We start from the raw sequence: 24,723 nt of genomic DNA, 5'->3' as shown, positions 1-24,723 counted from the left end.
TCCGCTTCGCTCTAACTAGCGCCCGCCGTCCGGCCCCATCACCAGATTTGGCAGCCAGGTCGAGATCTCCGGGAAGAAGCAGAGCAGCAGCACCGCGAACATCATCAGCAGCACGAACGGCAGCGTGCCCCAGATCACTTCGCTTAGCGGAATGTCCGGCGCGACGTTGCGGATGACGAAGATGTTGAGGCCGACCGGCGGGTGGATCAGGCCCATCTCCATCACGATCGTCATGACGACGCCGAACCAGATGATGTCGAAATTGGCCGCACGAAGCGGCGGCAGGATGATCGGCGCGGTCATCAGGATGATCGAGACCGGCGGCAGGAAGAAGCCAAGCACGATCACCATCACGAGGATCGCAAACAGCAGCTCCCAGCGCGGCAGGTGCATCGCGACGATCGCCTCCGCCGCTGACTGCGAGATGTGCAGATAGCTCATCACGTAGGAATAGAGCAGCGACATGCCGATGATCAGCATCAGCATGGTGGATTCGCGGATGGTCGATTTCAGGATCGGCGACAGGTCGCTCGGCTTCCACACGCTGTAGATCACCGCGATCAGCGCCAGCGCCAAGAGCCCGCCGAGGCCGGCGGTTTCCGACGGCGTGGCGTAGCCGCCATAGAGCGCGATCATGACGCCGGTCAACAGCAGCACGAACGGGATCACGCGCGGCAGTGCGCTGAAGCGCTCGGCCATGGTGAATTCTTCGTGCTGCAGGATCGCGGCGTCCTTGCCGGTCGCGTCATAGACGGCGCGCGCCATCGCGTATTCCTTGCGGAAGCGATACACGGCATAGACGCCGAACAGCGTCACGAGCAGCAGTCCGGGGCCGATGCCGGCGAGGAACAGCCGCCCCAGCGATTTCTCGGCGGCGACGGCGAACAGGATCATCGTGATCGACGGCGGCAGCAGGATGCCGAGCGTGCCGCCGGCGGCAATGATTCCGGCGGCAAAGCCGCCGGAATAGCCGCGCTTGCGCATCTCTGGGATGCCGGCCGAGCCGATCGCCGAGCAGGTCGCGGGCGAGGAGCCGGCCATCGCCGCGAACAGCGCGCAGGCGAACACGTTGGCGACGCCGAGGCCGCCGGGCACGCGGTGCAGCCAGGCATGCAGCGCCGAATAGAGATCCTGGCCGGCGCGCGATTTGCCGATCGCCGCGCCCTTCAGGATGAACAGCGGGATCGACAGCAGCGTGATCGAGGCCATCTCCTCGTAGACGTTCTGCGTCACCGTATCGAGCGAGGCCGCCGGCATGAAGATCGCCATGAACACGACGGCGACCGCGCCGAGCGCGAACGCGATCGGCATGCCGGAGAACATCGCAAACAGAGTGGCTAGTCCGTAGGAGATGCCAATACCAAACACGGTCATCGGCGCGCGCCACCGGTCAACGGAAGGATGATTTGCAAGAGGATCTGGACGCAGAGCAGCGTCATGCCCAGTGCCATCAGCACATAGGGAATGGCGAGCGGCGGCGACCACATCGAGTTGGACACCTGGCCGTCGACATAGGCCTCGTGCGCCAGGGTCCAGGACTTCCAGGCGAAGAAGGCGCAGAACGCGAAGCTCGCGACGTCGACCAGCCACAGCCGGATGCTGTTGGCCCGCGGCGAGAGCAGGCCGACGAACGCCTCGATGCTGACATGGCCGCGCTGGCTCTGCACATAGGCCGAGGTCATGAAGGTGGCGCCGACCAGCAGGAACACGGCAGCCTCGTCCTGCCAGTAGTTTGCCATGTGAAACACGGCGCGGCCGAGTACGCTGTAGCTCAGGATCGCGCAGGCCGCGATCAAGGCGAGCGCGGCGAACGCCACGATGATGTTGTTACAGACGGACAGCGCGCGCTCGAGTATCGCCACGAGCGTGTTGCCCGCGGCCAGGCTTGCGCTTTCGTCCTGATCCGCGACCGGACCATGGATCATGCGGAGACGTCGCTTGCGAGCTTGAGCAGGTTGGCGGCCGTCGCCGTCTTGGCGCCGTAGTCCTTCCAGGCGGTATCGCGCGCGATGTCGCGCCACTTGCCGACAATGGCGGCATCGAGCGCGCTCACCTTGGCGCCGGCCTTCTCGTAGACCTTGGTGACCTCGACGTCGTCGTCCTGCGCACCCTTGCGGCCGAACGCCTCGAGCTCGGCGCCGACCGTGAGGATGATGTCCTGCTGGTTCTTCGGCAGCTTGTCGAAGATCGCCTTCGACATCATCAGCGGCTCCAGCATGAACCAGTAGGAGGCGCCGGCGCCGGAGGTCAGCGACTTCGCTACCTCCTCGAGGCGGAACGAGATCAGGCTGGTGGAGGAGGTAATGCCGGCATCGCAGGCGCCGGTCTGCATCGCGGCGTAGAGCTCGTTGGACGGCACCGACAGCACGGCGGCGCCGGCGGTCTGCAGCACCATGTCCATCTCGCGCGAGCCGCCGCGCACCTTCAGGCTCTTGGCGTCTTCGGGGGCCACAATCGACTTGGAGCGGCTGGCGACGCCGCCGGCCTGCCAGACCCAGGAGATCAAAAGAATGCCCTTGTCGGCGAGGAAGTCGCTCAATGCCTTGCCGACCGGCTCCTTCTTCCAGCGCAGGCCCTGGTCGTAGGTCGTGACCAGGCCCGGCATCAGGCCGATATTGGTCTCCGGCAATTCGCCGCCGGCGTAGGGCATCGGATAGAGGCTGAGGTCGAGCGCGCCCTTGCGCATCGCCGAGAACTGCGCGTTGGTCTTGATCAGCGACGAGTTCGGATAGATCTCGGCGGCGAGGTCGCCGCCCGAACGCTTGGCGATCTCGGCTGCGAACATCCGGCACAGCCGGTCGCGGAAGTCGCCCTTGTCGATCGTGCCGCCGGGGAACTGGTGCGAGATCTTCAGGGTGGTGGCGGCATGCGCGGTCCCGATGCCCATCCGCAGGATGGCGGGTGCGGCGAGGGCGGAAGCGAGGACGTGGCGACGTGTGAGCATGGTTTCTTCCCCTGAAAGCTTCTTGAGTGGCTGTTAGGCCGGCGCGGCGCTTCAGCTTAGCCGGTCTTCACCTGAACATTCTCTAGTCTGATAGTTCGAGGCGCCCTGATAGTGCGAGCCGACATGTGGCCGCAAGTCCTGGTCGCAAGTCCTGATCGCAAGTCCTGGCGTTGTTGCGGCGCACACTGTGCGCCGGCGTCGCGACTCCAACCCTCACGTGACGAACCGTCGGGCGTCCGCGCCGCGATGCTTCAAGAATTTGTTATTGAAGGTAACAACGGCCGGCGCAAGTGCGTCGAGTAGACAGCGGCAAGTCGTCGCGCTCACATTCGACCACACAAGGGATCATCAACATGACCACCAAGACCCGCCTCGGCCTTTCCGCCGCGCTGCTCTCGTTCAGCCTGGCGCTGGCGCCGGCCGCCTTCGCTCAGGACAAGATGGGCAAGGACGACGCGATGAAGAAGGAAGACACGATGTCCAAGGATGCCATGAAGAAGGATGGTGGCATGATGAAGAAGGACGACGCCATGAAGAAGGACGGCGGCGCGATGATGAAGAAAGACGACGGCATGAAGAAGAACTGACCGCCGCCACCGCTCATCATTCGCAGGCCCGCCATGGTGGCGGGCCTGGTTACGCCTTAGCGCTTCTTCTTGCCGCGCTCCTTGCGTGCCGCGTAGCGGGCGTCGCGCTTGGCCTTCTGATCGGCCTCGAGCGCGGCCAGTTTTGCGGTTTCCTCTTCCCTTTCCCGTGCGATCCGCGCGGCCTCGGCTGCGGCGGCCTCTTCCTCGCGGCGCTTCTGCTCAGCCTTCTCGATTTCACGGGCTTCCTTGGCCTTGGCGCGGCGGTCGGCGATCGCCGCGCGCTCTTCGGCACGCGCCTTCACGGCCGGATCGTCAGCACCCGGCTGGGAGCGAAACTTGTTGAGGAGGTCTTGCCGCGCCTGTAGGGCCGCTTTCTGGCGGTCGAAAAAACCTGGTTCCTTGAAGCCACTCATAGACGAAGCCTTGCTGCTTTCTATTCGGGTGATGGATGGGGTTGGTTCGGCGTTTCAATAAGTGAACGGCGACGAAAAGGCCAGTGGTGAACGGAGGGCTGTGGAGCAAAGGAGATATGAGCGGACAGCAAATGACCGATCGCGGTGTTCGCACGCGTCCGATGCCGGCGTGGTGAGTGGTTGGTCACCGAAGCTGCCGAAAACTCTAGCCGCGCTGGAACTGCTCGCGCCGCCCGTTGCCCAGAACCCTGGCGACCGTCTCGGCGGTCATCGCGTTGCGGTCCGAGGCGCGCTGGGCTTCCAGCCTGTCGCGGGCCTTTTCCGTGATCAGGAGGGTGATCAGCCGTAGCCGGCTGGTCTCGTCGACAGCTTCCGAGAGCAGCTGCCTGTAACGCTGATAGTCGTAGGTCGCTTGTTGTTCGCTCACCGGCACGCCCCGCACACGCGCTCCACTTCAGCGAGCAGTTTTTCGCGAGTCGCGGAAGCCCGCAACGGAATTACAGCGCCGCGAGCTGCGACCGCGCATTTCATTGTGCGACTGTTGCAGAATTGATCGCACGCCACCGTGCAAACGGTCATGATGCGAGACGAGCGCAATCTGGAACCGAAGCGAGCATGAGCGAATCCGAAGACGGTGGCAGCCGCCGTGGCGCGCTGATCGGACTGCTGGTCGCAGTGGTCATGCTCGGAGTCGGTCTGTGGCTCGCGCATGAGCTCACCGCGGCAAGCAAGCTGCAGGACTGCCTGATGTCGGGCCGGACCAACTGTAATGTGATCGAGCCCGCACGCTGACCCTGTCTTGCGGCAGTGCAATATCGACCCCACATCCAGCGTAAAGACTCAGCCTGAACTGTTTGGTCCTGATTGTGATTCCAGTCACAGGTGGACAGGTGGGCAGTGTCATCTATCCCCAGGGATCGGCGGGAACCAAGGCCATGATGTCGAAGCTGTGGTCCGGAAAGGGCGCGGCGCTGGCTGCCGCAGGCGCGGCGGGTGGCGTTTTGGTCGCGTATCTATTGCTGACGCTGGCGTCGCCCGAGCCGGTGTCCAGCGCGGGGCTTGGGCCGGAATGGCAGTGCAACCGGGTGGCCTTCGTGCTGACCACGTGCACCCGTGCGACCGAGGCGGATGCTGAGGTGAAGGCGATCCCGGTGCGGGAGGCGATTCCGGTGCGGGCGAAGGACGATTGTCCGGAACCGTAATTGGCCGGGCCACCCCTGCGGCGGCTGGTCAGTTACTTCTTGGCGGTGCTGCGCGGCTTGATCGACAGGCCGAGGCGCATCGCCATCTTCTTGATTCGCTCCGGCGAACGGCCGGTCGCCTTCACGACCTCTTCCAACGACTTCGAGGAGCGCGCCAGTTCCATCAGTCGTCGGTCCTCCTTGAACGACCAGCGCGGCTTTCGGGCCATCTTGCTGCTATCCTTGTGCATTGCTTGGCAACAAAGCCGCCAGGCGGGGTCGCCTGGCGGCCTTGCCGGTGTGGGCCCGGACCTTGGGGAAATGTCCGGTGGATAAGCAATACTGCTTCCGAATAAGGTCGCAATTGAAACCCGAATTTAACCTAACCCATCAAGGTTACTGGGGGTTTAGGCGTGGCAGGAGGCCTTATGCGCAAGGTCGCCATTTTCAGTGCCGCAGCACTTTTACTGTCCGCTTGCTGGTCCGACCCGGAGGTCACGGGATCGACCAACAGCTGTGCGGCCAATCTTTATAGTCAGTACAATCCCAAGGTCATGGATCAGTGCGTTAACGTCTGCATCAAATGTGACCGCGGCAATGTAACGACCTGCACGACCTCCTGTACGCTGAAGGGCGCGCGGTAGTCGATCCGCGTCTTCACTGATGCGAGCCGGGGCTGACGGGCGTGCTTGCGCGTGCTGCGACGTTGATGGCGTCGGCGGCCCGGTCGATCACGGCCTGCGCCATTTGCTGGCGCGCAGCGCACCTTGCGCCGCGCGATGAACGCCGTTATCGGGTCCGGGCAGCGGCGTTGTCGCGCCGGAACCTGAAAGCTTGGAACAGAGCTCGATGAGCGGGCCTTGCTATGTCGCGGTCGATTGGGGCACCAGCAGCTTCCGCCTCTGGCTGATCGACGCGGTGGGCCAGGCGCTCGGCGAGCGCCGCAGCGACGAGGGCATGACCGCAGCCGCCAAGAACGGCTCTAAGACCGGCTTTGCGTCCGTGCTGCAATCCCATCTCGACGCGCTCGGCGTGGCGGCCGATTTGCCGGTCGTGATCTGCGGCATGGCGGGTGCGCGGCAGGGCTGGGTCGAGGCCGGCTATATCGACACGCCGGCGCATCTCTCCGACGTCCTCACACATGCGGTCGTGGTCGGCGGTCAGGCGCGCGACATCCGCATATTGCCAGGGATCGCGCAGCGCGATGCCAAAATCCCCGACGTGATGCGCGGCGAAGAGACCCAGCTGCTCGGTGCGCTCGGTCTCGACGCGCCGGGCGAGGCCTTGGTTTGCATGCCGGGAACCCATTCCAAATGGGTGCGCCTGCGTGGCGGGACGGTCGAACGCTTTGGGACCTTCATGACCGGCGAGTTGTTCAGCGCGATCGCACGCGACACCATCCTGTCACACGCCGTTGCGGGCGCCGCGGAGGCGGTTGACGGCGATGCGTTCCGCTCGGCCGTCGCGGAGGCGTTCGCGGCGCCGGCGCTATCCGCCAATCTGCTGTTTCGCGTGCGATCCCGGCAACTGCTGTTTGGCGGCAGCGCCCAGGCGGCGCGCGAGACGATCTCGGGCACGTTGATCGGGGTTGAGCTCGCGGCGGGGCTTGCGGAACGGGAACCGGCAACGCCGGTCACGCTGATTGCATCAGGCCGCCTGCAGCAGCTCTATCAAATCGCGCTCGAACGCCTTTCGATTCCGGTCAACATCGTGGACGCGGAGGAGGCGGTTCGCCGCGGGCTCGCTGGCGCAGCGGCGGCGATCTGGAAGAAGTGAAGGGGATCAGCCATGAGCATTCCGTTTCCGCCGATGAAGCGTCCGCTGGTTGCGATCCTGCGCGGCGTCAAGCCGGACGAGGTCCTGGGTATTGTGAGCGCGCTGCTCGAGGCAGGCATGGCCGCGATCGAGATTCCGCTGAACTCGCCCGAGCCGTTCCGTTCGATCGAGATCGCGGTGAAGCGGGCGCCGGCCGATGTCCTGATCGGTGCCGGCACGGTGCTCACCACCGCAGACGTCGATCGCCTGCACGACGCCGGCGGCCGCCTCATGGTGTCGCCGAATGTCGATGTCGATGTGTTGCGGCGGGCCCGGGACCACGCGATGGTCACGATGCCCGGCGTGTTCTCGCCGACCGAAGCGCTGCTCGCGGCACGCACGGGCGCCTCGGGCCTGAAATTCTTCCCGGCCAGCGTGCTCGGCGCCTCCGGCATTGCCGCGATCCGCGCCGTGCTGCCGCCGGGTCTGATGATCGCGGCGGTCGGCGGCGTCTCGGATCAGAATTTCGTTGAATATGTGAAGGCGGGGGTCCGCGCCTTCGGCCTCGGCAGCAGCCTTTACAAGCCGGGCATGACGGCCGCGGATGTCGCCGTCAGAGCAAAGGTGACGATCGAGGCGTATCATGCGGCCGTACAAGCCGCGGGCTAGGCGTGTGCTAATCGTCCCGCTTGCCGCCGTCGATCACGCGGAACAGCGGCGCTGCCTCGCGGGGATTTTCGAGCAGTTCCTCGACCATGGCGATCGCTGCGGCGACGTATTTCTCGGTTGCCGCGTCCAGCGGACGTTCGGCCTCGTCCGATAGTGCAAGCCTGGCGCCTTCGAGCAGTTTGCGGGTGCGGACGGCGGACTCGTCGCCGGCGGTAAGGGCGGCCCGGGCGATCGATCGCAGCACGAACAACTCGCCTTCGAGCCGCAGCAGGCGGTCGTTGAGCTTGCTCAGGACAGTGTTCAGGTTCCGCATGGCGTCCTCTCCGGGCGTTGGATCGCCTTCCTTACACGGTCATTCCTGACGAAATTCTTGTGCCGGCCGCGCACCATTTGGTTCGTTGAATGGCGTGCCCGGTCTCCTCATGTTCACGGCGGTCCGCGCAGGTGCGACGATCTGGTCCTGAGGGCGCCTTTGTGGATCGCTGCGAGTGGCCCTAGTAGAGTGTCCGCGGTCCAGCGCCGCCGCCGGACGCGCGGGGCGCATCGGCTCAACGTGACACGGACGAAGGAACGCACATGAAGATTGCCGTCGAAACAACCGTTGCCGCGGAGATCGCGGATGTCTGGCGTGCCTACACCACGCCCGACGACATCAAGCAGTGGAACGCGGCCTCCGACGATTGGCACACCACCGCCGCGACCGTCGACCTGCGCGCCGGCGGCGCCTTCTCGTCGCGGATGGAAGCCAAGGACGGCAGTATGGGGTTCGATTTCGCCGGCACCTACACACCAGGGTCGAGGCACCCCGGCTGCTCGAATATTCGTTCGGCGATCGTACCGCCCAGATCGGGTTCACGCCCGAGGCCGGCGGCGTCAAGGTGCAGGTCTCCTTCGACAGCGAGGACACCCATTCGGTCGAGCAGCAGCGCGGCGGCTGGCAGGCCATCCTCGACAATTTCAAGCGCTACGTCGAAGCCAAGCGACGGTCCTGATCCGGCGATTGGAGAACGGCATGATCGACGCGCTAAAGGTCTGGCAGCTCGGATCTGCCAGCGAGATCGAGGGGCGGATCAGCGGATCCGACAGTTCGGTGATCGTCGTCGATATGCCGCCCGGACCGGGGCCGGCGTTGCATCGGCACCCGTATGCTGAAACCTTCGTCGTGCTCGAGGGACGCGCGCGGTTCACGATCGAGGGCAGGGACGTCGAGGCCTCCGCCGGATCGGTTGTGGTGGCGCCGCCGAATGCGGCCCACACGTTCGAAAATCCCGGGCCGGGACGCCTCCTGCAGGTCGACATCCACGCCTCCGACCGTTTCATCACCGATGGGCTGGTGCCGGAGGCCGAACGCCCGCCAGGCGCGGTCGCCGCGCCGAGCAAACGGACGAGGTGATCGTACTCTCGGCGTGGTCGTGATGATCGTCAGGAGCAAATGCGATGCGCATTGTTTTGGCACTTGGCCTGTTGATCATCATGTTCGCTTCGGCGACCGCCGCAACAAAGCGCCATTCCCACGCACGCCAACCCGCAACCGCTCGCTCGTCCGTGGACGTGACGCCGCGGGCGCGCTTCGCGGTTCCCGGCTGGAGTGATGAGTCGACCCGCCAATGGCTTGACAATGCTTCGTCCGGTGTCGGCCTGGGCGGTTAGTCGAACTGCCACCAGTGGCGGCGGCTCAATCGCCGTCCTCTTCTTCGATGCCCCGGGCGTTCGATACCGAGCGGCCGCTATATTGCCGCGGAGCGGCTGCAGCCTTTCTCGGATTCCCGCCCTCGCTTTCACGCAGTTCCTTTCGTGCGCGCCGCGCCAATCGCATCGCTCGCTGGATGTTTGAATCGGGCGAGTCCTCATCAAAGAACAGGACGATCTCGCAGCTCGGGCACTGGCGCGTGTAACCGTTCTGCAGTCGCCTCGCGCGATCGCGAAAAACGTTCTTGCAGCGTGTGCAACGGACCTGGACGGAATCTTCCATGACAATTCCAATATCGATGAACAGCGCGGGCGCTCGCAATCTCCCAGAGGAAGCAATTGCCGATTAAGAAATCGCGAAGCGGCGCGAGCGATCACAGTGAGAATTGGAACCGGCGACGCACCGAGCATGCCTCTCGAGCGCGATCGGAACTTTGTTCACGCACGGAGAACTACGGAAGAATTGCGTGCGCTGAATGATAAGAACCGAATGCGGTTTCGGACGGGCCGTGACCATCAAAAAAGAAAGGCCCCAGCGCGTGGGCCACGCTGAGGCCAAGTTGACACTTTGGTCGTGGGGCACCGTCACCGGCACCCCGCAGTTAACCTACCTTCGTTTCTGTTTCTTCAAATAGCCCATTTGGGCCATGCTCGTTGGCGGCCGACATGCAGACATGGAGTGTCAGGATGTTGCACCACCTTCCTGGGGCTAGGGCCAACGCCGTCCGCATTTATTTCAAGCGGGCGGCGTTGTGCTTTTTGCGCGCGGAATTTTGCCGCGGCTCAAACGCGATCTGCGTTCTCCAGGCTGCGGTACGACGAACTTCATTGCGTTACGCACGAGGTCAGCTCGTCACGCTGCCGATATCGCCACAGCTCGATCTCGTAGAAGGCCCATCCGGGACAAGAACTCAGGCACCCACAGAGCAGCATGAGACACATTGCCTGTTCGATATGGCCCATGACATCACGGAATGAGAACGGCCGGCATCGGCTTCGTCGGTAGTGGAACAAATGTGTTCGGCTGGCCACGCACCATCGCCAGAACAGCAAGCGCGATTGCCGCAACCGTCAAAAGTCTCGCCATGAAACTGGTCAGAAAAAATGTCTGCAAGAATTCCTGCAGTGTAGCACCCGGTCTGCGATACCGTTGTGAAGCCTCTCACATGAACGGACGCGCCGAAGCCGCGGCATCGCGCGCGGGGACCGCACATAGGCGCAATTGCCGCATTCCCGGGCAACGAGTTCCAATTCGGGCGTCCCGTGATAGCCAATTTGGGACATGCGCCTTTGGCACAAATTGTACATAGTTGGCGCCGTCAGGATTTTGCATCACCTTCCTGGGGCTAGGGCCAACGCCGTCCGCATATATTTCAAGCGGACGGCGTTGTGCATTTTGGCGGTCGCGCGCTCGGTGATCAGTGATCCATCGGCCGTATCTCCAGGCTCTCGATCCTCACTGGCTGGGCCGCCCCATTGTGCTCGTTCGACGGAGTCAGCGTAACAGGGGAATTGGTGCCGCCGGCCAGCACATTGACGCCGGCGCCGCTGGGGTGGGTGTAGCCACCGGCGAGATCGTCGCTCCCGAGCCACGGCACTGGTCCCATCACCTTCCAGGTCAATGCGACGTCCTGATCGCCGATAAACACGCCGAGATTCCTGATGGCCACAACGAAGCGACTGTCCGGCGCGCTATCGACGTGCAATACGCAATCGAGATTGGTGATCGGGCCCACGATGAACCCGGTGTCAGGGCCACCCCGGCACGCAAGCGTTCCGACCTGCACCTCTTGTGCATCGGCGGTTCGGATCGGCGCAGCGAGGATGGCCGCGCCACAGGCGGCGAGGACGATCAGATGACCCGTTCTACGCATGGTGCTGTACAACGCGAATGGGTGCGCAATCGCGCCATCGCCCCGCGCGCGTCATGCGCTTGTGGTTAAGAGAGCCTTAGAACGCGTCGTTAGCGGTACGGCTGCCAACTGACCTTCGTTGCGCGTCCCGATCTGACGCGGCATGCGGGGCGAAGTCATTATGACCGTTCATTGCCTAGCGGCTCGTCGACGATGCTGACCACGATCTCTTGTTCGTGCCGGTGGTGTGGCGTCAGCGATGATCCGGATGAGTGCGCGAGCAAGTCAGCGCGCGGCAGCTGAAAAGAGCAAAGAGCGAAGGGCAGGGATCGGCCGTGGCGTGCCGCCACGCCGTTCGGATCACCGACAATGCGCGCGTCCCGAGAAAATACGCCGCCGGGCTCGAAATGCCTTGTCCCGGCGGCGCCCTGTTTCAATCTGGGCCCGCAATCCCAGTAGGGTTATGTCTGCAAGGCCGGGGCCAAGGTTCGAGCGATCCGTAGTCATACGGGCTCTAGCGTCCGGCGATCGCGTGGTGTTCGTGACTGACCTTCTCGTGCACTGGCTGAGGTCCAAGTGTTGCCCACACGACCGCGGCAATCACCATCGCCGTCAGAATGGCGCCGGCCAGCGGCTGATCGTTGTCCATACGCCGCCCGATCAGCCGTGATGCTCGAGCTTCCGCATCTCCTGCAGGCGCGACAGGCAAAAATCCCGATACAATTCGTTGATGAAATCCCACATGACCGAATCCCCTCTGGTCCAATGCTAGGAGGCTAGGCCGCCTTTGTTTCCGGCCGGCTTCGCGGCTTCTGGAAAATGGTTTCATCGGGGGAGTGGGGTGGCGATCTCGGCAGAATTCGAACCTGGCAACCCGCGAACAGAAACATTTCTGACATTCAGCAAAATCAAATACTGGATCGCCCATGCACTACGGGCGTCTCGTTCAGGCGCCGACAAGCCTGGCCTGCACCGGGACTGCATCATGCTCGTCTGCAATCGTCATGGTTCTAGCGCACTGACCATGGAAATGCCGATGGTTGCGGTTTGTTGGTTCGCGGCCGCGCCGGAGGTGGCGCCGGCTTGTGCGTCTGGGCAACATTGGTCGATCGCCGCGGACGCGGCATCGGTACTTCGGGGATTGCCCTTGGCTGTTCGGGGCTCACCTTTGCCCCTTCGGGCATCACCCCTGGCTCTTCAGGCATCACCCTTGGTTCTTCAGGCACCACCACCTTTGGCTCGGAAGCGTTGGCGATCACACGGGCCAGTTGTTCCTGGCTCGCGTTGAGCCGCTCGGTGACTGTTTCGCTTTCGCGCGCCATCTGAAGCTGGTTCGCCTTTATCTGGTCGATGATATTGTTGTTGCGTGCCGTTTCCGCCTGGCTCGCCTTGAGTTGGCTCGCTACGTTTTCATTGTCGCGGACCAATTGTTCTTGCCTCACCTGAAGCTGTTCAACCACCTGCCTTAGGGCAGCAAGATCGCGCGCCATCGGTTGGAGCTGCTGCGCCAAGTCGGAAGAAGGTGCGACGGCAGTCGGCGCAACGTCTTTCGGCGCGGCTTGTGTCGGAGGTGTGGATTTTGAGGGGGGCATCATCGCCGTATCGGCGGAGGACACCCACCACCAAACGGCGCCACCGATGGACGCTGCCAACACAGAACCGACAAAAGCCAGGAGTCGCCAATCCGCCAATCGATGAATCGCTGCCAGCGGCGCGCGAAGCGGCTTCACGCCGATCGGTGGGCCAGAAGGACTGACTCCCGCTTCGCGCGCGAGGTTCAAGAGCTGCTGCTCCAAGCTCGTGAGCCGCCCTTCCGCGACCTTGTCGTTCAGCGTGGAATCCATTTGGTGCTCCGTATCAAATGCAATGGCACCCGCCTTGAGAGCGGATCCGCCCTTCGGCGAGCTAACATTCAACGGGACGCAGGTGGGTATTGCAGCCTAAGCTTCCCAAGGATGAGCATGCAGCCTGCGCATCACATCATCTATCCTTTATACGCTCGCCCCTCCTGAGCTGTCCCCGCGATTTTAAGCGCAGCACCGAGGTGGAACTGTGTTCATGTCCGGAGGAAAATCGTGATGAGACGTGGGCCGATTGGTGTCTCGACCGCCGATGAGAGTACTACGAGTACACGCCCGGCGGAGTTCTTACGGACCTAGGACGCTGAAATTTCCAGCACAGCCCAAATTGCAGGGTCGATGCCATGAGCGGATCGCATTGAAATGGCTGGCGATCCCGGCAGGATTCGAACCTGCAACCCGCGGAGTAGAAACAAACCGGGCGCCGCGGCGATTGTCGCGACACCTCAAATCGTTAGCGCGCATCGTCCGTGCGGTCCGGTGATTTTTCCGGGGATCGGGCGCCGTGCCGCCGCGCGATCTCCTCCTCGCAATCGGCATTGAGCTGCCGCGCCTGGCGCGCTGCCGCCCATGCCCGGTCACGCTCGCGGCGCGCGTCGCTCTCGCTGCAGCTCGCGCGTCCGCAGGTCAGGTGCCGTAGACGTCCTGATATCTGATCCGCGCGTGGCGCTCGCCTTCGTCGTTGACGTCGGGCATCGAGACTGCCTTCGCGGCAGGAAACGTGTCCCGACAAAGCGTCGTCAATAAAGAGTGATTAGCGAAATCGCTCGCAGCCAAGTATTAGACGATCGGTCTAATTTAATGGTCTCGGTAAAATGCGGTGATATCGGCTTTGGCGGAGTTCGGTCGCTGCCGAGCGCTGACGGATTGATCGAGACATCTTCAATAAACAACGTCCGCCGACTCCTTCGCGGTTGGCTGGTTTCCATGAGAGGTCACGTATGGTTCGCAAGATAGCGCTTGGAATGACGATCGCTCTCGCAATGGCTCTGACCGCTCCGGTTGCCATGGCCCAACAAAAGCAACATGTCAGCTATAATACCCCGGCAACTCAGACGACATACACCCAACAACATGTCATCGATGTTGGCGATATTCCGGGACATCAAGCTCGGCTCTTCGAAATCCGGCGGATCTATGGGGGCGATGCCCCCGTCATCAACGGGTCGAAGTTGAAAGAGCAGTGGACGCGCGGCATGTCGGACTACGTCGACAACAATGGTCCGGCCCTCATCTACAACGTCTGGATACTTGAGAATGGGGAGAAGTTTTTCGTCAGGACATCTCTGGTCGCCCAAAGCAGTGGAGACGGCAAGCTTACAAACATGACGTCGGGCGTCATTACGGGAGGCACAGGCAGCCTCGCCAGGATTCGTGGCATCATCAGTAGCCATGGGCCGTCCGAGCCGAAGGCCGGCGTCAATGCCAATCAGACCGACATCGACTATTGGATGGAGTGAGAAGGTCTGCGCCACAGGCGATGGACCGGTGAGAAATTGCCGGTCCATTATGTCCGTTTCCATGATGTCTCCCCAGTGATGATATCTGGGCACCGCAACACCAAAAACGTCGTGGCGATCAAGCCGGGAGGATTCCAATGTTGCACCTGAACAGGCCCATCGTGTCGTTTCTGCTCTGCCTGCTCGGCCTCATCGCTGTGACGCGATCTGCAACTGCGGAAATCACCAAAATCGAATTCACGTCGAAACAACCGTACGGCACGTTTCGTGTAGGCGAGTACGTGATTTGGCAAGGTCGCATCCACGGCGACCTATCGCCGCAAGAGGCCATTCCGGGAATCGACAAGGCGCCGCGCAATGAACGCGGGCGCGTCGACTACGCCGCGAAGATCATTCTCATGATGCCGGCGGCTCCCCGCGGGGGAAACGGCGCATTGCTGGTGGACGTACCCAACCGCGGGCAAGTCTGGGCCGAGGCGATCTACAACTCGCCACGCGATGTGCGGTTCCTCCCGGGCACGCTGGAGCAGGGCACGGGCTTTCTCCAGGACCACGGTTTCGCGGTTGCGGAGGTTTTTTGGGAGCTTGGACAGGGCGCGGACCTGCCTTCGTTCGCCGACGCCGACGGCAAGACACGCTTCGTCGAGGGAGTGGGCTTTGCGATCGTCCGCGACGCCGCGGATTTCCTCGCGCATGCTGCCTCCGACAAGGGTGGAACGCCCAACCCGCTCACGGGAGCGATCAACCGCGTGCTCGCGAGCGGCAGGTCCCAGGATGGACGATTCCTGAAGACCTTTCTCCTGAACGGCTTCAACATGATGGGCAACCGGCGCGTCTTCGACGGCATGCATGTGTTCGTCTCGGCCGCCGGCCTTCTTCCGATCCTTCAGACGGGCCTTGGACCAATGTCGAGCGCCGAGGGAGCTCCCACATTCGACAATCCGGATTTTCCCGGCGTGAATGACGGACCTCTCACGATCGGCGAGATCACGGCTAAGGTTGAGGCGCGCGGCGAGGTTCCTCCGAAGATGATACTCGTCAGCTCCACCACGGACTACTATTCGCTGCGCGCTTCGCTTGGCCGCACGGGCGCGTCCGGAACCGCGGATCAGCCACTGCCCGCCAATGCGCGGATGTACGATATCGCGGGCGGCCCGCATATACCCGCCCCCAAGGCACCGGCCTGCACACTGACGCCGGGCCGCCTCGATTGGGCGCCGCTGTCCCGGGCCCTCCTGCTGCACCTTGATGCCTGGGTGAGCCGCGGCACCAAGCCGCCCGCTAGCGAACTGATGCCGCTTGAAGCCGCGGGCCGCGAGCCACCTGCGCTGCGCGCCCCGACTCGGCTTTCCGCCGCAGTAATACAAGTGCCGAAGCGCGATCAGGACGGCAACGCGCTCGGCGGAGTGCGGCTGCCGGATGTCGCGGTGCCGACCGGCACCAATGGCGGACAGAACCAGCCGCAGACATTCACCTGCATGCTGATTGGGACCTTCTCCCCGTTCGCAGCGACGAAAGCCGAACGGGAACGCACGGGCGACGCCCGCCCGTCGATCGAGGAGCGCTACCACGGCCGCGACGATTATGTGAACCGGATCCGGATCGCCGCGCTGGACCTCGTGACGCGAGGCTTCGTGCTGCCGGAAGATGCGGCGGTGATCGTTCAGGAAGCCGCGTCGAGCAAACTGTTCGCGCCCGCCCCTGCGAATGACGCTCCACGCTGAGGGACGCCCGGATCACGTGCGCTATCTCGACGAGTATGACGATTGTTAGTGGCACTTTCGAACCTGAGCGGGCGAAGATGTCCGTTTCCGGGGCTAAAACAGATCTCCCAGTCACGCTGGTCGATGTTTGAAAAATGCCTCGGACTGGGCTGAACCCCAAGCCTGGCCTGATTATAGCTCATTATGCTCCTTTAGCGGACAACCGACCCAGCCCAGCGCTTGCGGTTTTTCTCTTCAAGGCCCTTTAGCTCGCGAACGTCGGAGATCTCGATCCCGCCATAGCGCGATCGCCGCTTGCAGAAAGTCGCATGACTGATGCCGTGCTCCGACACAGATCACCTGCGGACGACCGGCAGCATGCTCCTTCAGCACCTTGATGATCTGCTCTTCCGTGAACCTGCTCTTACGCATCGTCGTCTCTTCACTGGAGAACAGAACCCTAACTTAAAACCGGGGCGTTTCAGGGGAGCAGGTCAATCCAAGCAGGCCCCGTCACCTGGCGCTTGCCTCTCCTAGACGACCGGTCTATTAGACTTTTTATGAGCAAGACGTTGCCTCTCCGCCGTCGTGGGCGCCCGCCCAAAGAATTTGCGGGCTATAGTGCGACTCGTGACGCGCTAGTCCGTGCAGGTGTCGTAATGCTGACGGAGAAGGGCTATTCTGCGACGGGAATCGAGGAAGTCTTGCGTAGCGTCGACGTGCCAAAGGGTTCGTTCTACCACTACTTTCCGAGCAAGGAAGCATTTGGAGCGGAACTGATCGACAGCTACGCTGCCTATTTTTCGCGGAAGCTCGACAGCTTCTTCCTGAACGAGCAACACCCCCCGCTGGAGAGGCTTAGGGGTTTTACCGACGATGCTGCGTTTGCCATGAAGCGCTTCCGTTATACGCGCGGCTGTTTGGTCGGCAATCTTGGCCAGGAGATGGGCGCACTTCCACAATCGTTTCGTCAGCAACTATTCGCTGTGTTCATCGACTGGCAGCAGCGCACGGCCAAGTGCTTGAGGTCTGCTCAAACCATGGGTGCGATCTCTTCCAGCCACGATTGCGATTGGCTTGCCGAATTCTTCTGGATCGGCTGGGAGGGCGCGGTCCTGCGCGCCAAACTCGAGCGCCGTTCCGAGCCGCTTCACTCCTTCTCGAAAGGTTTTTTCAAGCTCCTCAGTAAATGAGCCTTTTTGTCATTGGGTCGTTCAATAGCAAACACTCGTTTCGCTGTGCGGGGTAAATCCTTTTGATTTAAAAGGAATTTTCGCCCGTTTTCTTTGGCGATCCCGGCAGGATTCGAACCTGCAACCCGCGGAGTAGAAAGCATTGCTGTGCAATGAATATTTGATCGCAATTTCAGGGGGTTAGCGTGAGTCTTTGTCCTCCTCCGGTGATTTGTCCGGCACGTCTGGTTGCAGCAAGCGCGACACTGCGGCGCTAAGTTCTGCATCGTTCTTAAGCGCGACAGTCAGCCTCTCAGCCAGCTCTGCAAGTACTATGCGAATGCTCCGCGCGAGATCCAAGCAAGCCTCGTCGGAGTTCGCGTGTAGGCCCTTGCTCAGAGCCGAATGAAGCAGCGTGAGTGGATTATGATGCCCTTGGATTAGCAAGGATGGGGGCATCGCTTCCTTAACGAGTTCGACAGATCGCGAAAATTGTGTTTCTGCCTTGGCCGCGATGAACAATTCTAGCGTCTTGGAAGGCAGCGCCAATTTCTCTGCGACCCTTGTGATCTCATCGATGATCCGCCCCTTTTGGTGCTCAACCACGCGACGATAATAGGCAAATGCGCCGATACCCAGGCCCTGATTTTCGCATCGTCGACCGGATAGGAAGTTCTCGCGTTGATCTTCCAACAACTTCAGCAGTCGAGTGGGCGTTGGGGGACCGAAGGCTGGAGACTCGCCCAATTTGAACGCACGTGCGCCTTCCGCAGTTGGTCCCTCGAGGAGGATGTTTAGTGCAAACGTCTTCGTTCGGGATTGGCAGTTTGAACAAACGTATGACACAAAAAGGTCCGTGTCAGCCGCCCTCAGAACGTAATCCTTCTCGCGTCTGAAAAATCGCGGCCCATTGCACTGCGGATTGGTGCAGTGAATGTGAATGTCGGGGGTGGACAGTTCCAGGTGAAAGCCGTTTGAGAAGACCCTTACTCTGCCGATATCGGCTATCGAACGGCGTTGACCTGGGGGGACACCTTCGAGGAACTCCGCAAACGCTATGGAAGCCGGTTCACCAGTCTGATCGGACGGAGCCGTCTCGTCTGTCATTTTTCCTCCGCGAAATACAAATCTGTCCCGCTATTGGTCCACACGGTCAGTCCCACCGTCCTTTGTCGCCTTTGTTGCTCTGCTCAAGTGCCTTGAGTTGCTGTATCGCCATAGCAAGCTCATGGCGAACGCCAGCCAGCACGCCACGGTAGATCCAATCGAGCGATACACCTGTGGCGTCGCAAACCTTGATCGCTTGGTCGAGTGAAATCCGGCGGAAGCCCGTTTCGTAATTGTTCCATGCCTGCGATGAAACGTCCACGAGTGTAGAAAACTTCGCCTGGCTGAGCCCCATCGACTCGCGCGTTGCCTTGAGACGAGCTGCCAATTTCTGAAGCTCAGTTTGGTGTCGCGCAGGCATGTTACGCACCTTTCACTTTGCTCCCAGCAATTCGCTCCACGGTCTGTGTATCGGAGACAACTCTAGGCAGCTTGTACGCGTCGTTCTACGTGAGGCTGCTCCCGTGTAAGTCTCTGTTACAAAAGCACTTTGGCATGTTCAACCCGCGGACGAAGAATCCGTGAGCCTATGAATGGGTCAAAAAGGGGATTGACGAATCACTTTGGGGGTCTGTGGGCGGTGTTCGTCTTGCGCTGCGATTACTCCGGGGATTTTTCCGGGAATCTCATCCCCTTAGGTGCCCTAAAATCCCCTTGCAGCGGCACGAAATTGGTGAGGTGAAATTTCTTCGAGTAAAAGAAAGCCAATGTTTGCAGGGGTTTCTTAAATTCTACTGGCGATCCCGGCAGGATTCGAACCTGCAACCCGCGGAGTAGAAATCCGCTACTCTATCCAGTTGAGCTACGGGACCGTGGCCGCCTTGTAGCACCCGCAATATGAAAAATCCGCTTTCCCGCCAAGTCCGTCCGAACCGATTTCTGGGGGCGGACGACAAAGCGGAGCAGGGGTCCCCGCCCTGCGTTGGCCTGTCCAGTCCGCCGAGCCGGCATGAGCTGCCGCCGGGGCTGGTCAAAGGAAGTCGGCAATGCGACCTGCGACGTTTTCGTCCGTTCATATCAGCGCCTTCACTCCGTCACCTTTTCGCGCATTTTTGGCCCCAACGCGGCGCTCGACCGCGGGGCGTTCAGGAGCTCCATCATGATCGGATTGGTTCGTGCCGCCGCAGTCTGCACCGCGCTGGTGCTTGGCCTGGTGAGCGCCCAAATGAGCGCCCAGGCCGCGGACAAGGCCTTCAAGCGCGACGATCTCGCCGATTCCGCGATCAAGCTGGAGGCCCAGATCAAGAGCGAGGCCGGCGCCGTCAACAAATCGGCAGCGACCCTGCGCACCGATGCGGACTCAGCCTTCAAGCGCAATGATTTCCGCGGTGGGCTGCAGATCCTCGGCCAGATCGCCGCCACCACGCCGGAGGACGGCGCCAACTGGCTGCGGCTCGCCAGGACCGTGTTCCAGATCCGCTCCGCCAGCTCGAGCGAACAGACCTTCCTGATGGAGCGCGCCTCCACGGCCGCCTACATCGCCTATCAGCGGGCCGGCAATGCCGGCGAGGAGGCCGACGCGCTGGCCGTGCTCGGCAAGGCGCTGGCCGAGCGCAAGCTGTGGCGCCCGGCGCTTGATGCGTTGCGGATGTCGCTCGACCTGCGCGAGGTGGCCGATGTCCGCGGCCAGTATGAGAAGATGCGCGACGAGCACGGCTTCCGGCTGCTCGACTATACCGTCGATTCCGACGCGGCCTCGCCGCGGGCCTGCTTCCAGTTCTCCGAGGAACTGGCCAAGCGCGTCGACTTCGCGCCTTACCTCGCACTGGCCGGCACCGACAAGCCGGCGCTGTCGGCGGAGGGCCAGCAGCTCTGCGTCGACGGGCTGAAGCACGGCGAGCGCTACAACATCAATCTGCGCGCCGGCCTGCCGTCGACCGTCAAGGAGACGCTGCCGAAATCCGCCGAGTTCAACATCTATGTCCGCGACCGCAAGCCGTTCGTGCGGTTCACGGGGCGGGCCTATGTGCTGCCGCGGACCGGGCAGCGCGGTATCCCGCTGGTCAGCGTCAACACGCCGGCGGTCACGGTCGACGTCTTCCGGATCGGCGACCGCAACCTGATCAACACAGTGATCGACAGCGACTTCCAGAGCACGCTGAGCCGCTACCAGCTCTCCGATCTCGGCGACCAGCGCGGCGTCAAGGTCTGGTCCGGCGAGCTTGCGACCGCCACCACGCTGAACCAGGACGTCGTCACGGCGTTTCCGGTCGACCAGGCGCTCGGCGACCTGCAGCCGGGCGTCTATGTCATGACCGCCGCGGCCAAGGGGCCGGGCACCGACGACGACGGCACGCTGGCGACGCAATGGTTCATCGTCTCGGACATGGGCCTGTCGGCCTTCTCCGGCAATGACGGTATCCACGTCTTCGTCAACTCGCTGGCCTCGACCGAGCCGGTCGCCAATGCCGAAGTGAAGCTGGTCGCCCGCAACAACGAGATTCTCGCCACCCGCAAGACCGATGCGGCCGGCCATGTGCTGTTCGAGCAGGGGCTGGCTCGCGGTGAAGGCGGGCTGTCGCCGGCGCTGCTCACGGTGACGGGCGAGAAGGCCGACTACGCCTTCCTGAGCCTGAAGACCAACGCCTTCGACCTGACCGACCGCGGCGTCGCGGGGCGGGCGATCCCGGCCGGCGCGGACGCCTTCGTCTACGCCGAGCGCGGCGTCTACCGCTCCAACGAGACCGTCTACCTGACCGCGCTGCTGCGCGACGGGCAGGGCAACGCCCTCACCGGGACACCGCTGACCATGGTGATCGAGCGCCCCGACGGCGTGGAATTCCGCCGTACCGTGCTGCCCGACCAGGGCGCCGGTGGTCGGATGCTGGCAGTGGCGCTGAACTCGGCGGTGCCGACCGGCACCTGGCGGGCCCGCGTCTTCACCGATCCCAAGGGCTCCTCGGTCGGCGAGACCACCTTCATGGTCGAGGATTACATCCCCGAGCGGGTCGAATTCGATCTGACCAGCAAGGAGAAGATGATCAAAGCTGAAGTTCCAGTGGAACTTCAGGTCTCGGGCCATTTCCTCTATGGCGCGCCGGCCTCGGGCCTGCAGCTCGAGGGCGACATGCTGGTGGCGCCCGCGGCGGCCGGCCGGCCCGGCTATGCCGGCTACCAGTTCGGCGTCGACGACGAGCAGACCGCGAGCAACGAGCGGACCCCGATCGAGGACCTGCCGGAGGCCGATGCCAATGGCGCCGCCACCTTCCCGGTGAAGCTCGAGAAGGTGCCGACCTCGACCCGGCCGCAGGAGGCCCAGATCTACATCCGCATGGCGGAGACCGGCGGCCGGTCGGTCGAGCGCAAGATCGTGCTGCCGGTGGCCCCAGTGGCATCGCTGATCGGCGTCAAGCCGATGTTCGGCGACAAGAGCGTGGCCGAAGGCGACAAGGCCGAGTTCGACGTCGTGTTCCTTGCGCCCGACGGCAAGCAGCTGCCGCGCAACGGGCTGCGCTACGAGCTGTTGAAGCTGGAGTCGCGCTACCAGTGGTACCGGCAGAACTCGTCCTGGAACTATGAGCCGGTCAAATCGACCCGCCGCGTTGCCGATGGCGACGTCAACCTCGCGGCCGACAAGCCGATGCGCCTGAGCTTCCAGCCGCAGCCCGGCCGCTACCGGCTCGACGTGAAATCGACCGACGCCGACGGTCCCGTGACCTCGGTGCAGTTCGACGTCGGCTGGTATTCCGACGGCAGCGCCGACACGCCCGACCTGCTCGAAACCTCGATCGACAGGCCGGAATATCAATCCGGCGACACCATGACGGTGTCGGTCAACGCACGCACCGCCGGCAAGCTCACCGTCTATGTGCTCGGCGACCGCCTGCTGACGACCCAAAGCGTCGACGTCAAGGAGGGCACCCAGCAGGTCAAGCTCCCGGTCGGCAAGGACTGGGGCACCGGCGCCTATGTGATGACGACGCTGCGCCGTCCGCTCGATGCCGCCGCCGGGCGCATGCCGGGCCGCGCGATCGGGCTGAAGTGGTTCGGCATCGACAAGAAGACGCGCACGCTTGCCGTCGAGCTGTCGCCGCCGGCATTGGTGCGGCCGGGCTCGACGTTGAAGATCCCGGTCAAGCTCGGCGGGCTCAATCCCGGCGAGGACGCCAAGGTGGTGCTGGCTGCGGTCGACGTCGGTATTCTCAATTTGACCAATTACAAGCCGCCGGCGCCGGACGCTTACTATCTCGGCCAGCGCCGTCTGACCGCCGAGATCCGCGACCTCTATGGCCAGCTGATCGACGGCATGCAGGGCACCCGCGGCCAGATCCGCAGCGGCGGCGACGCCGCCGGTGCCGAGCTGCAGGGCTCGCCGCCGACGCAGAAGCCGTTGGCGCTCTATTCCGGCATCGTCACGGTCGGCCCTGATGGGACTGCCGAAGTGAGCTTCGACATCCCCGAATTCGCCGGCACGGCGCGGGTGATGGCGGTGGCGTGGAGCGCTACCAAACTCGGCCGCGCCAATGTTGATGTGATCGTACGCGATCCCGTGGTGCTGACCGCGACCTTGCCACGCTTCCTGCTGACCGGTGACAAGGGCACCATCAGCATGGATATCGACAATGTCGAAGGCGCCGCCGGCGACTACGCGATCAGCGTCAAGGCGAGCGGCCCGATCAAGGCCTCGGGCAATCCGACCACGAAGGTGAAGCTCGCCGCCAAGCAGCGCTCATCGCTGTCGCTTGGCCTGGAGGCCGGCGGCGCCGGACGTGCCGATTTCGACGTCGACATTTCGGGGCCGAACGGGCTGACGCTGGTGCGTCACTATGCGCTTGACGTCAAGCCGGCGACCCAGGTGCTGGCGCGTCGCTCGATCCGCACGCTGGCGAAGGGCGAGAGCCTGACGCTGACCTCGGACATGTTCTCCGATCTCGTCCCGGGTACCGGCAGCGTCTCGATCTCGGCGAGCCTGTCTACCGCGCTCGATGCTGCCAGCATCCTGAAGGCGCTCGACCGCTACCCCTATGGCTGCTCCGAGCAGATCACGAGCCGCGCGCTGCCGCTGCTCTATGTCAACGATCTCGCCGCCGGCGCCCATCTTGCGATGGACACCGCGGTCGACCAGCGCATCCGCGACGCGATCGAGCGTCTCCTGGCGCGACAGGGCTCCAACGGCTCGTTCGGCCTGTGGTCGGCGGGCGGCGACGACGCCTGGCTCGACGCCTACGTCACCGACTTCCTGACCCGGGCCCGCGAAAAGGGCTTTGCGGTGCCGGACGTGCTGTTCAAGAACGCGCTCGACCGCGTCAGGAACTCGGTGGTCAATGCCAACGAGCCGGAGAAGGACGGTGGCCGCGATCTGGCCTACGGCCTCTACGTGCTCGCGCGCAACGGCGCGGCGCCGATCGGTGATCTGCGCTATCTCGCCGATACCAAGCTCAACAACCTGGCGACGCCGATCTCCAAGGCGCAGCTGGCCGCGGCGCTGGCGCTGGTCGGCGACAAGGCGAGGGCCGAGCGGGTCTATGGCGCGGCGCTTGATGCGCTGAACCGCAAACCCGTGATCGAGTTCGGCCGGGTCGACTACGGCTCGGCGCTGCGCGATGCGGCTGCGCTGGTCTCGCTTGCGGGCGAGGGCAATGCGCCGCGCACCACGCTGACCCAGGCCGTGCTGCGGGTCGAAGCTGCGCGCGGGCTCTCGCCCTACACCTCGACGCAGGAGAATGCGTGGATGGTGCTGGCGGCGCGCGCGCTCGCCAAGGAAACGCTGGCGCTCGACATCAATGGCCAGCCGGTCAAGACCGCGGTCTATCGGAGCTACAAGGCCGAGGAGATGACGGGCCAGCCGCTCCGGATCACCAACACCGGCGACGCGCCCGTGCAGGCAGTGGTCTCGGTGTCGGGCTCGCCGGTCACGCCGGAGCCGGCGGCTTCCAACGGCTTCAAGATCGAACGTGCCTACTACACGCTCGACGGCAAGCCGGCCGACGTCACCAAGGCGAAACAGAACGACCGCTTCGCAGTTGTCCTGAAGGTGACGGAAGCCAAGCCGGAGTTCGGCCACATCATGGTGGCCGATTATCTGCCGGCCGGGCTCGAGATCGACAATCCGAATCTGGTGTCATCAGGCGATTCCAGCACGCTCGAGTGGATCGAGGACGGCGTCGAGCCGAAGAACACCGAGTTCCGCGATGACCGCTTCACCGCGGCGATCGACCGGGGCGCCAACGACAAGTCGGTGTTCACGGTCGCCTATGTGGTACGCGCGGTGTCGCCGGGCAAATATGTGCTGCCGCAGGCCTATGTCGAGGACATGTACAATCCCTCGCGCTACGGCCGCAGCGGCACCGGCGCGGTTGAGGTCAAGCCGGCGAAATGAGTGATCGCGGAA

Annotated in this window: 26 protein-coding genes, 1 tRNA gene and 2 pseudogenes; 13 read left to right on the top strand and 16 right to left on the bottom strand. The window is 63.1% G+C overall.

Translation table 11 applies throughout. The annotated features are described in order from the left end of the window. Positions 1 to 15: 15 nt before the first annotated feature. From G6P99_RS24915 to dctP, 3 genes are read right to left on the bottom strand one after another with little or no spacing between them, the layout of a single operon-like run. The gene (locus G6P99_RS24915; protein WP_029080882.1) at positions 16 to 1,374 is read right to left on the bottom strand and encodes a TRAP transporter large permease; all 1,359 of its coding nucleotides are present in this window, start codon (positions 1,372 to 1,374) and stop codon (positions 16 to 18) included. Further along, positions 1,371 to 1,925 carry a TRAP transporter small permease gene (locus G6P99_RS24910; RefSeq protein ID WP_029080883.1) on the bottom strand — a complete coding sequence of 185 codons (555 nt, stop codon included), beginning with the start codon at positions 1,923 to 1,925 and terminating at the stop codon, positions 1,371 to 1,373. Before G6P99_RS24910 ends, G6P99_RS24915 begins: the two co-directional genes overlap by 4 nt. Then, positions 1,922 to 2,944: a TRAP transporter substrate-binding protein DctP gene (dctP, locus tag G6P99_RS24905; RefSeq protein WP_165123725.1), complete on the bottom strand. Its 1,023-nt coding sequence runs from the start codon at positions 2,942 to 2,944 to the stop codon at positions 1,922 to 1,924. The genes G6P99_RS24910 and dctP overlap by 4 nt, the downstream gene beginning before the upstream one ends. A 353-nt stretch (positions 2,945 to 3,297) precedes the next feature. On the opposite strand from dctP, the gene G6P99_RS24900 reads away from it, so the two are divergent. After that, complete coding sequence (locus G6P99_RS24900) at positions 3,298 to 3,531, top strand: pentapeptide MXKDX repeat protein (protein ID WP_016842498.1); 234 nt, start codon at positions 3,298 to 3,300, stop codon at positions 3,529 to 3,531. A gap of 56 nt (positions 3,532 to 3,587) precedes the next feature. Here G6P99_RS24900 and G6P99_RS24895 read toward each other — a convergent pair whose 3' ends face one another. Next, positions 3,588 to 3,944 (bottom strand): DUF6481 family protein, encoded by a 357-nt coding sequence (locus G6P99_RS24895; RefSeq protein ID WP_029080885.1) that lies wholly within the window; start codon positions 3,942 to 3,944, stop codon positions 3,588 to 3,590. 205 nt (positions 3,945 to 4,149) lie between these two features. Beyond that, on the bottom strand, positions 4,150 to 4,371 hold the full coding sequence (locus G6P99_RS24890) for a hypothetical protein (RefSeq protein ID WP_029080886.1): 222 nt from the start codon (positions 4,369 to 4,371) through the stop codon (positions 4,150 to 4,152). Positions 4,372 to 4,559: 188 nt separating this feature from the next. Here G6P99_RS24890 and G6P99_RS24885 point away from each other — a divergent pair, with 188 nt between their 5' ends. Together G6P99_RS24885 and G6P99_RS24880 are read left to right on the top strand one after the other, a co-directional pair. Then, positions 4,560 to 4,736 (top strand): hypothetical protein, encoded by a 177-nt coding sequence (locus G6P99_RS24885; RefSeq protein WP_165123723.1) that lies wholly within the window; start codon positions 4,560 to 4,562, stop codon positions 4,734 to 4,736. A 143-nt stretch (positions 4,737 to 4,879) separates the two neighbouring features. Next, positions 4,880 to 5,146 (top strand): hypothetical protein, encoded by a 267-nt coding sequence (locus tag G6P99_RS24880; protein WP_198031158.1) that lies wholly within the window; start codon positions 4,880 to 4,882, stop codon positions 5,144 to 5,146. Between the two features lie 32 nt (positions 5,147 to 5,178). Here G6P99_RS24880 and G6P99_RS24875 read toward each other — a convergent pair whose 3' ends face one another. Next, the gene (locus G6P99_RS24875; RefSeq protein WP_165123721.1) at positions 5,179 to 5,355 is read right to left on the bottom strand and encodes a hypothetical protein; all 177 of its coding nucleotides are present in this window, start codon (positions 5,353 to 5,355) and stop codon (positions 5,179 to 5,181) included. A 198-nt stretch (positions 5,356 to 5,553) separates the two neighbouring features. Here G6P99_RS24875 and G6P99_RS24870 point away from each other — a divergent pair, with 198 nt between their 5' ends. The 3 genes from G6P99_RS24870 (at position 5,554) to G6P99_RS24860 (ending at position 7,549) form a co-directional block, all read left to right on the top strand. Then, complete coding sequence (locus tag G6P99_RS24870) at positions 5,554 to 5,769, top strand: hypothetical protein (RefSeq protein WP_084518454.1); 216 nt, start codon at positions 5,554 to 5,556, stop codon at positions 5,767 to 5,769. Positions 5,770 to 5,974: 205 nt separating this feature from the next. Continuing rightward, positions 5,975 to 6,901, top strand: coding sequence for a 2-dehydro-3-deoxygalactonokinase (locus G6P99_RS24865; RefSeq protein WP_029080887.1), 927 nt, complete (start codon positions 5,975 to 5,977; stop codon positions 6,899 to 6,901). Positions 6,902 to 6,913: 12 nt separating this feature from the next. After that, positions 6,914 to 7,549, top strand: a complete 636-nt coding sequence (locus G6P99_RS24860; RefSeq protein ID WP_029080888.1) for a 2-dehydro-3-deoxy-6-phosphogalactonate aldolase — start codon at positions 6,914 to 6,916, stop codon at positions 7,547 to 7,549. Between the two features lie 7 nt (positions 7,550 to 7,556). Here the strand turns inward: G6P99_RS24860 and G6P99_RS24855 are convergent, their stop codons facing one another. Further along, a complete protein-coding gene (locus tag G6P99_RS24855) occupies positions 7,557 to 7,862 on the bottom strand; it encodes a hypothetical protein (protein ID WP_021079283.1) in 306 nt (101 codons plus the stop codon). A gap of 263 nt (positions 7,863 to 8,125) precedes the next feature. On the opposite strand from G6P99_RS24855, the pseudogene G6P99_RS24845 reads away from it, so the two are divergent. From G6P99_RS24845 to G6P99_RS24835, 3 genes and pseudogenes are all read left to right on the top strand, one after another. Beyond that, positions 8,126 to 8,541 (top strand): annotated as a pseudogene (locus tag G6P99_RS24845) (SRPBCC family protein). Positions 8,542 to 8,561: 20 nt separating this feature from the next. Further along, a complete protein-coding gene (locus G6P99_RS24840; protein ID WP_165123719.1) occupies positions 8,562 to 8,942 on the top strand; it encodes a cupin domain-containing protein in 381 nt (126 codons plus the stop codon). Between the two features lie 44 nt (positions 8,943 to 8,986). Beyond that, entirely contained in the window at positions 8,987 to 9,199 is a 213-nt protein-coding gene (locus tag G6P99_RS24835) for a hypothetical protein (protein WP_029080889.1), read from the top strand. A gap of 25 nt (positions 9,200 to 9,224) precedes the next feature. Here G6P99_RS24835 and G6P99_RS24830 read toward each other — a convergent pair whose 3' ends face one another. The 5 genes from G6P99_RS24830 to G6P99_RS24810 all read right to left on the bottom strand — a co-directional run bounded on the left by G6P99_RS24830 (position 9,225) and on the right by G6P99_RS24810 (position 12,935). Next, complete coding sequence (locus G6P99_RS24830) at positions 9,225 to 9,521, bottom strand: hypothetical protein (RefSeq protein WP_029080890.1); 297 nt, start codon at positions 9,519 to 9,521, stop codon at positions 9,225 to 9,227. A gap of 1,135 nt (positions 9,522 to 10,656) precedes the next feature. Then, on the bottom strand, positions 10,657 to 11,112 hold the full coding sequence (locus tag G6P99_RS24825; RefSeq protein ID WP_029080891.1) for a DUF992 domain-containing protein: 456 nt from the start codon (positions 11,110 to 11,112) through the stop codon (positions 10,657 to 10,659). A 158-nt stretch (positions 11,113 to 11,270) separates the two neighbouring features. Continuing rightward, positions 11,271 to 11,528, bottom strand: coding sequence for a hypothetical protein (locus G6P99_RS24820; protein ID WP_165123717.1), 258 nt, complete (start codon positions 11,526 to 11,528; stop codon positions 11,271 to 11,273). A gap of 77 nt (positions 11,529 to 11,605) precedes the next feature. Next, positions 11,606 to 11,740 carry a hypothetical protein gene (locus tag G6P99_RS24815; protein ID WP_256375167.1) on the bottom strand — a complete coding sequence of 45 codons (135 nt, stop codon included), beginning with the start codon at positions 11,738 to 11,740 and terminating at the stop codon, positions 11,606 to 11,608. A gap of 361 nt (positions 11,741 to 12,101) precedes the next feature. Further along, entirely contained in the window at positions 12,102 to 12,935 is an 834-nt protein-coding gene (locus G6P99_RS24810) for a hypothetical protein (protein WP_029084878.1), read from the bottom strand. A gap of 956 nt (positions 12,936 to 13,891) precedes the next feature. Here G6P99_RS24810 and G6P99_RS24805 point away from each other — a divergent pair. Next, positions 13,892 to 14,410 carry a hypothetical protein gene (locus G6P99_RS24805; RefSeq protein ID WP_165123715.1) on the top strand — a complete coding sequence of 173 codons (519 nt, stop codon included), beginning with the start codon at positions 13,892 to 13,894 and terminating at the stop codon, positions 14,408 to 14,410. Between the two features lie 137 nt (positions 14,411 to 14,547). Then, positions 14,548 to 16,134: an alpha/beta hydrolase domain-containing protein gene (locus G6P99_RS24800; protein ID WP_165123713.1), complete on the top strand. Its 1,587-nt coding sequence runs from the start codon at positions 14,548 to 14,550 to the stop codon at positions 16,132 to 16,134. Positions 16,135 to 16,352: 218 nt separating this feature from the next. Here G6P99_RS24800 and G6P99_RS24795 read toward each other — a convergent pair. Next, positions 16,353 to 16,545: pseudogene (locus G6P99_RS24795) on the bottom strand (transposase); the annotation flags it as partial. A gap of 227 nt (positions 16,546 to 16,772) precedes the next feature. Here G6P99_RS24795 and G6P99_RS24790 point away from each other — a divergent pair. Then, positions 16,773 to 17,306, top strand: a complete 534-nt coding sequence (locus tag G6P99_RS24790) for a TetR/AcrR family transcriptional regulator (protein WP_246709616.1) — start codon at positions 16,773 to 16,775, stop codon at positions 17,304 to 17,306. Between the two features lie 180 nt (positions 17,307 to 17,486). Here G6P99_RS24790 and G6P99_RS24785 read toward each other — a convergent pair whose 3' ends face one another. The 3 genes from G6P99_RS24785 to G6P99_RS24775 all read right to left on the bottom strand — a co-directional run bounded on the left by G6P99_RS24785 (position 17,487) and on the right by G6P99_RS24775 (position 19,204). Further along, positions 17,487 to 18,392, bottom strand: a complete 906-nt coding sequence (locus tag G6P99_RS24785) for a hypothetical protein (RefSeq protein ID WP_165123709.1) — start codon at positions 18,390 to 18,392, stop codon at positions 17,487 to 17,489. 46 nt (positions 18,393 to 18,438) lie between these two features. Next, on the bottom strand, positions 18,439 to 18,753 hold the full coding sequence (locus tag G6P99_RS24780) for a helix-turn-helix transcriptional regulator (RefSeq protein WP_165123707.1): 315 nt from the start codon (positions 18,751 to 18,753) through the stop codon (positions 18,439 to 18,441). Between the two features lie 374 nt (positions 18,754 to 19,127). After that, positions 19,128 to 19,204: transfer RNA gene (locus tag G6P99_RS24775), tRNA-Arg, on the bottom strand. 287 nt (positions 19,205 to 19,491) lie between these two features. Here G6P99_RS24775 and G6P99_RS24770 point away from each other — a divergent pair. Next, positions 19,492 to 24,711: an alpha-2-macroglobulin family protein gene (locus G6P99_RS24770; RefSeq protein WP_165123705.1), complete on the top strand. Its 5,220-nt coding sequence runs from the start codon at positions 19,492 to 19,494 to the stop codon at positions 24,709 to 24,711. Positions 24,712 to 24,723 lie beyond the last annotated feature (12 nt).

The sequence above is a fragment of the Bradyrhizobium sp. 6(2017) genome (genome assembly GCF_011058295.2).
Taxonomy (GTDB): domain Bacteria; phylum Pseudomonadota; class Alphaproteobacteria; order Rhizobiales; family Xanthobacteraceae; genus Bradyrhizobium; species Bradyrhizobium septentrionale.
This window is presented reverse-complemented; position numbering and strand designations above follow the sequence as displayed.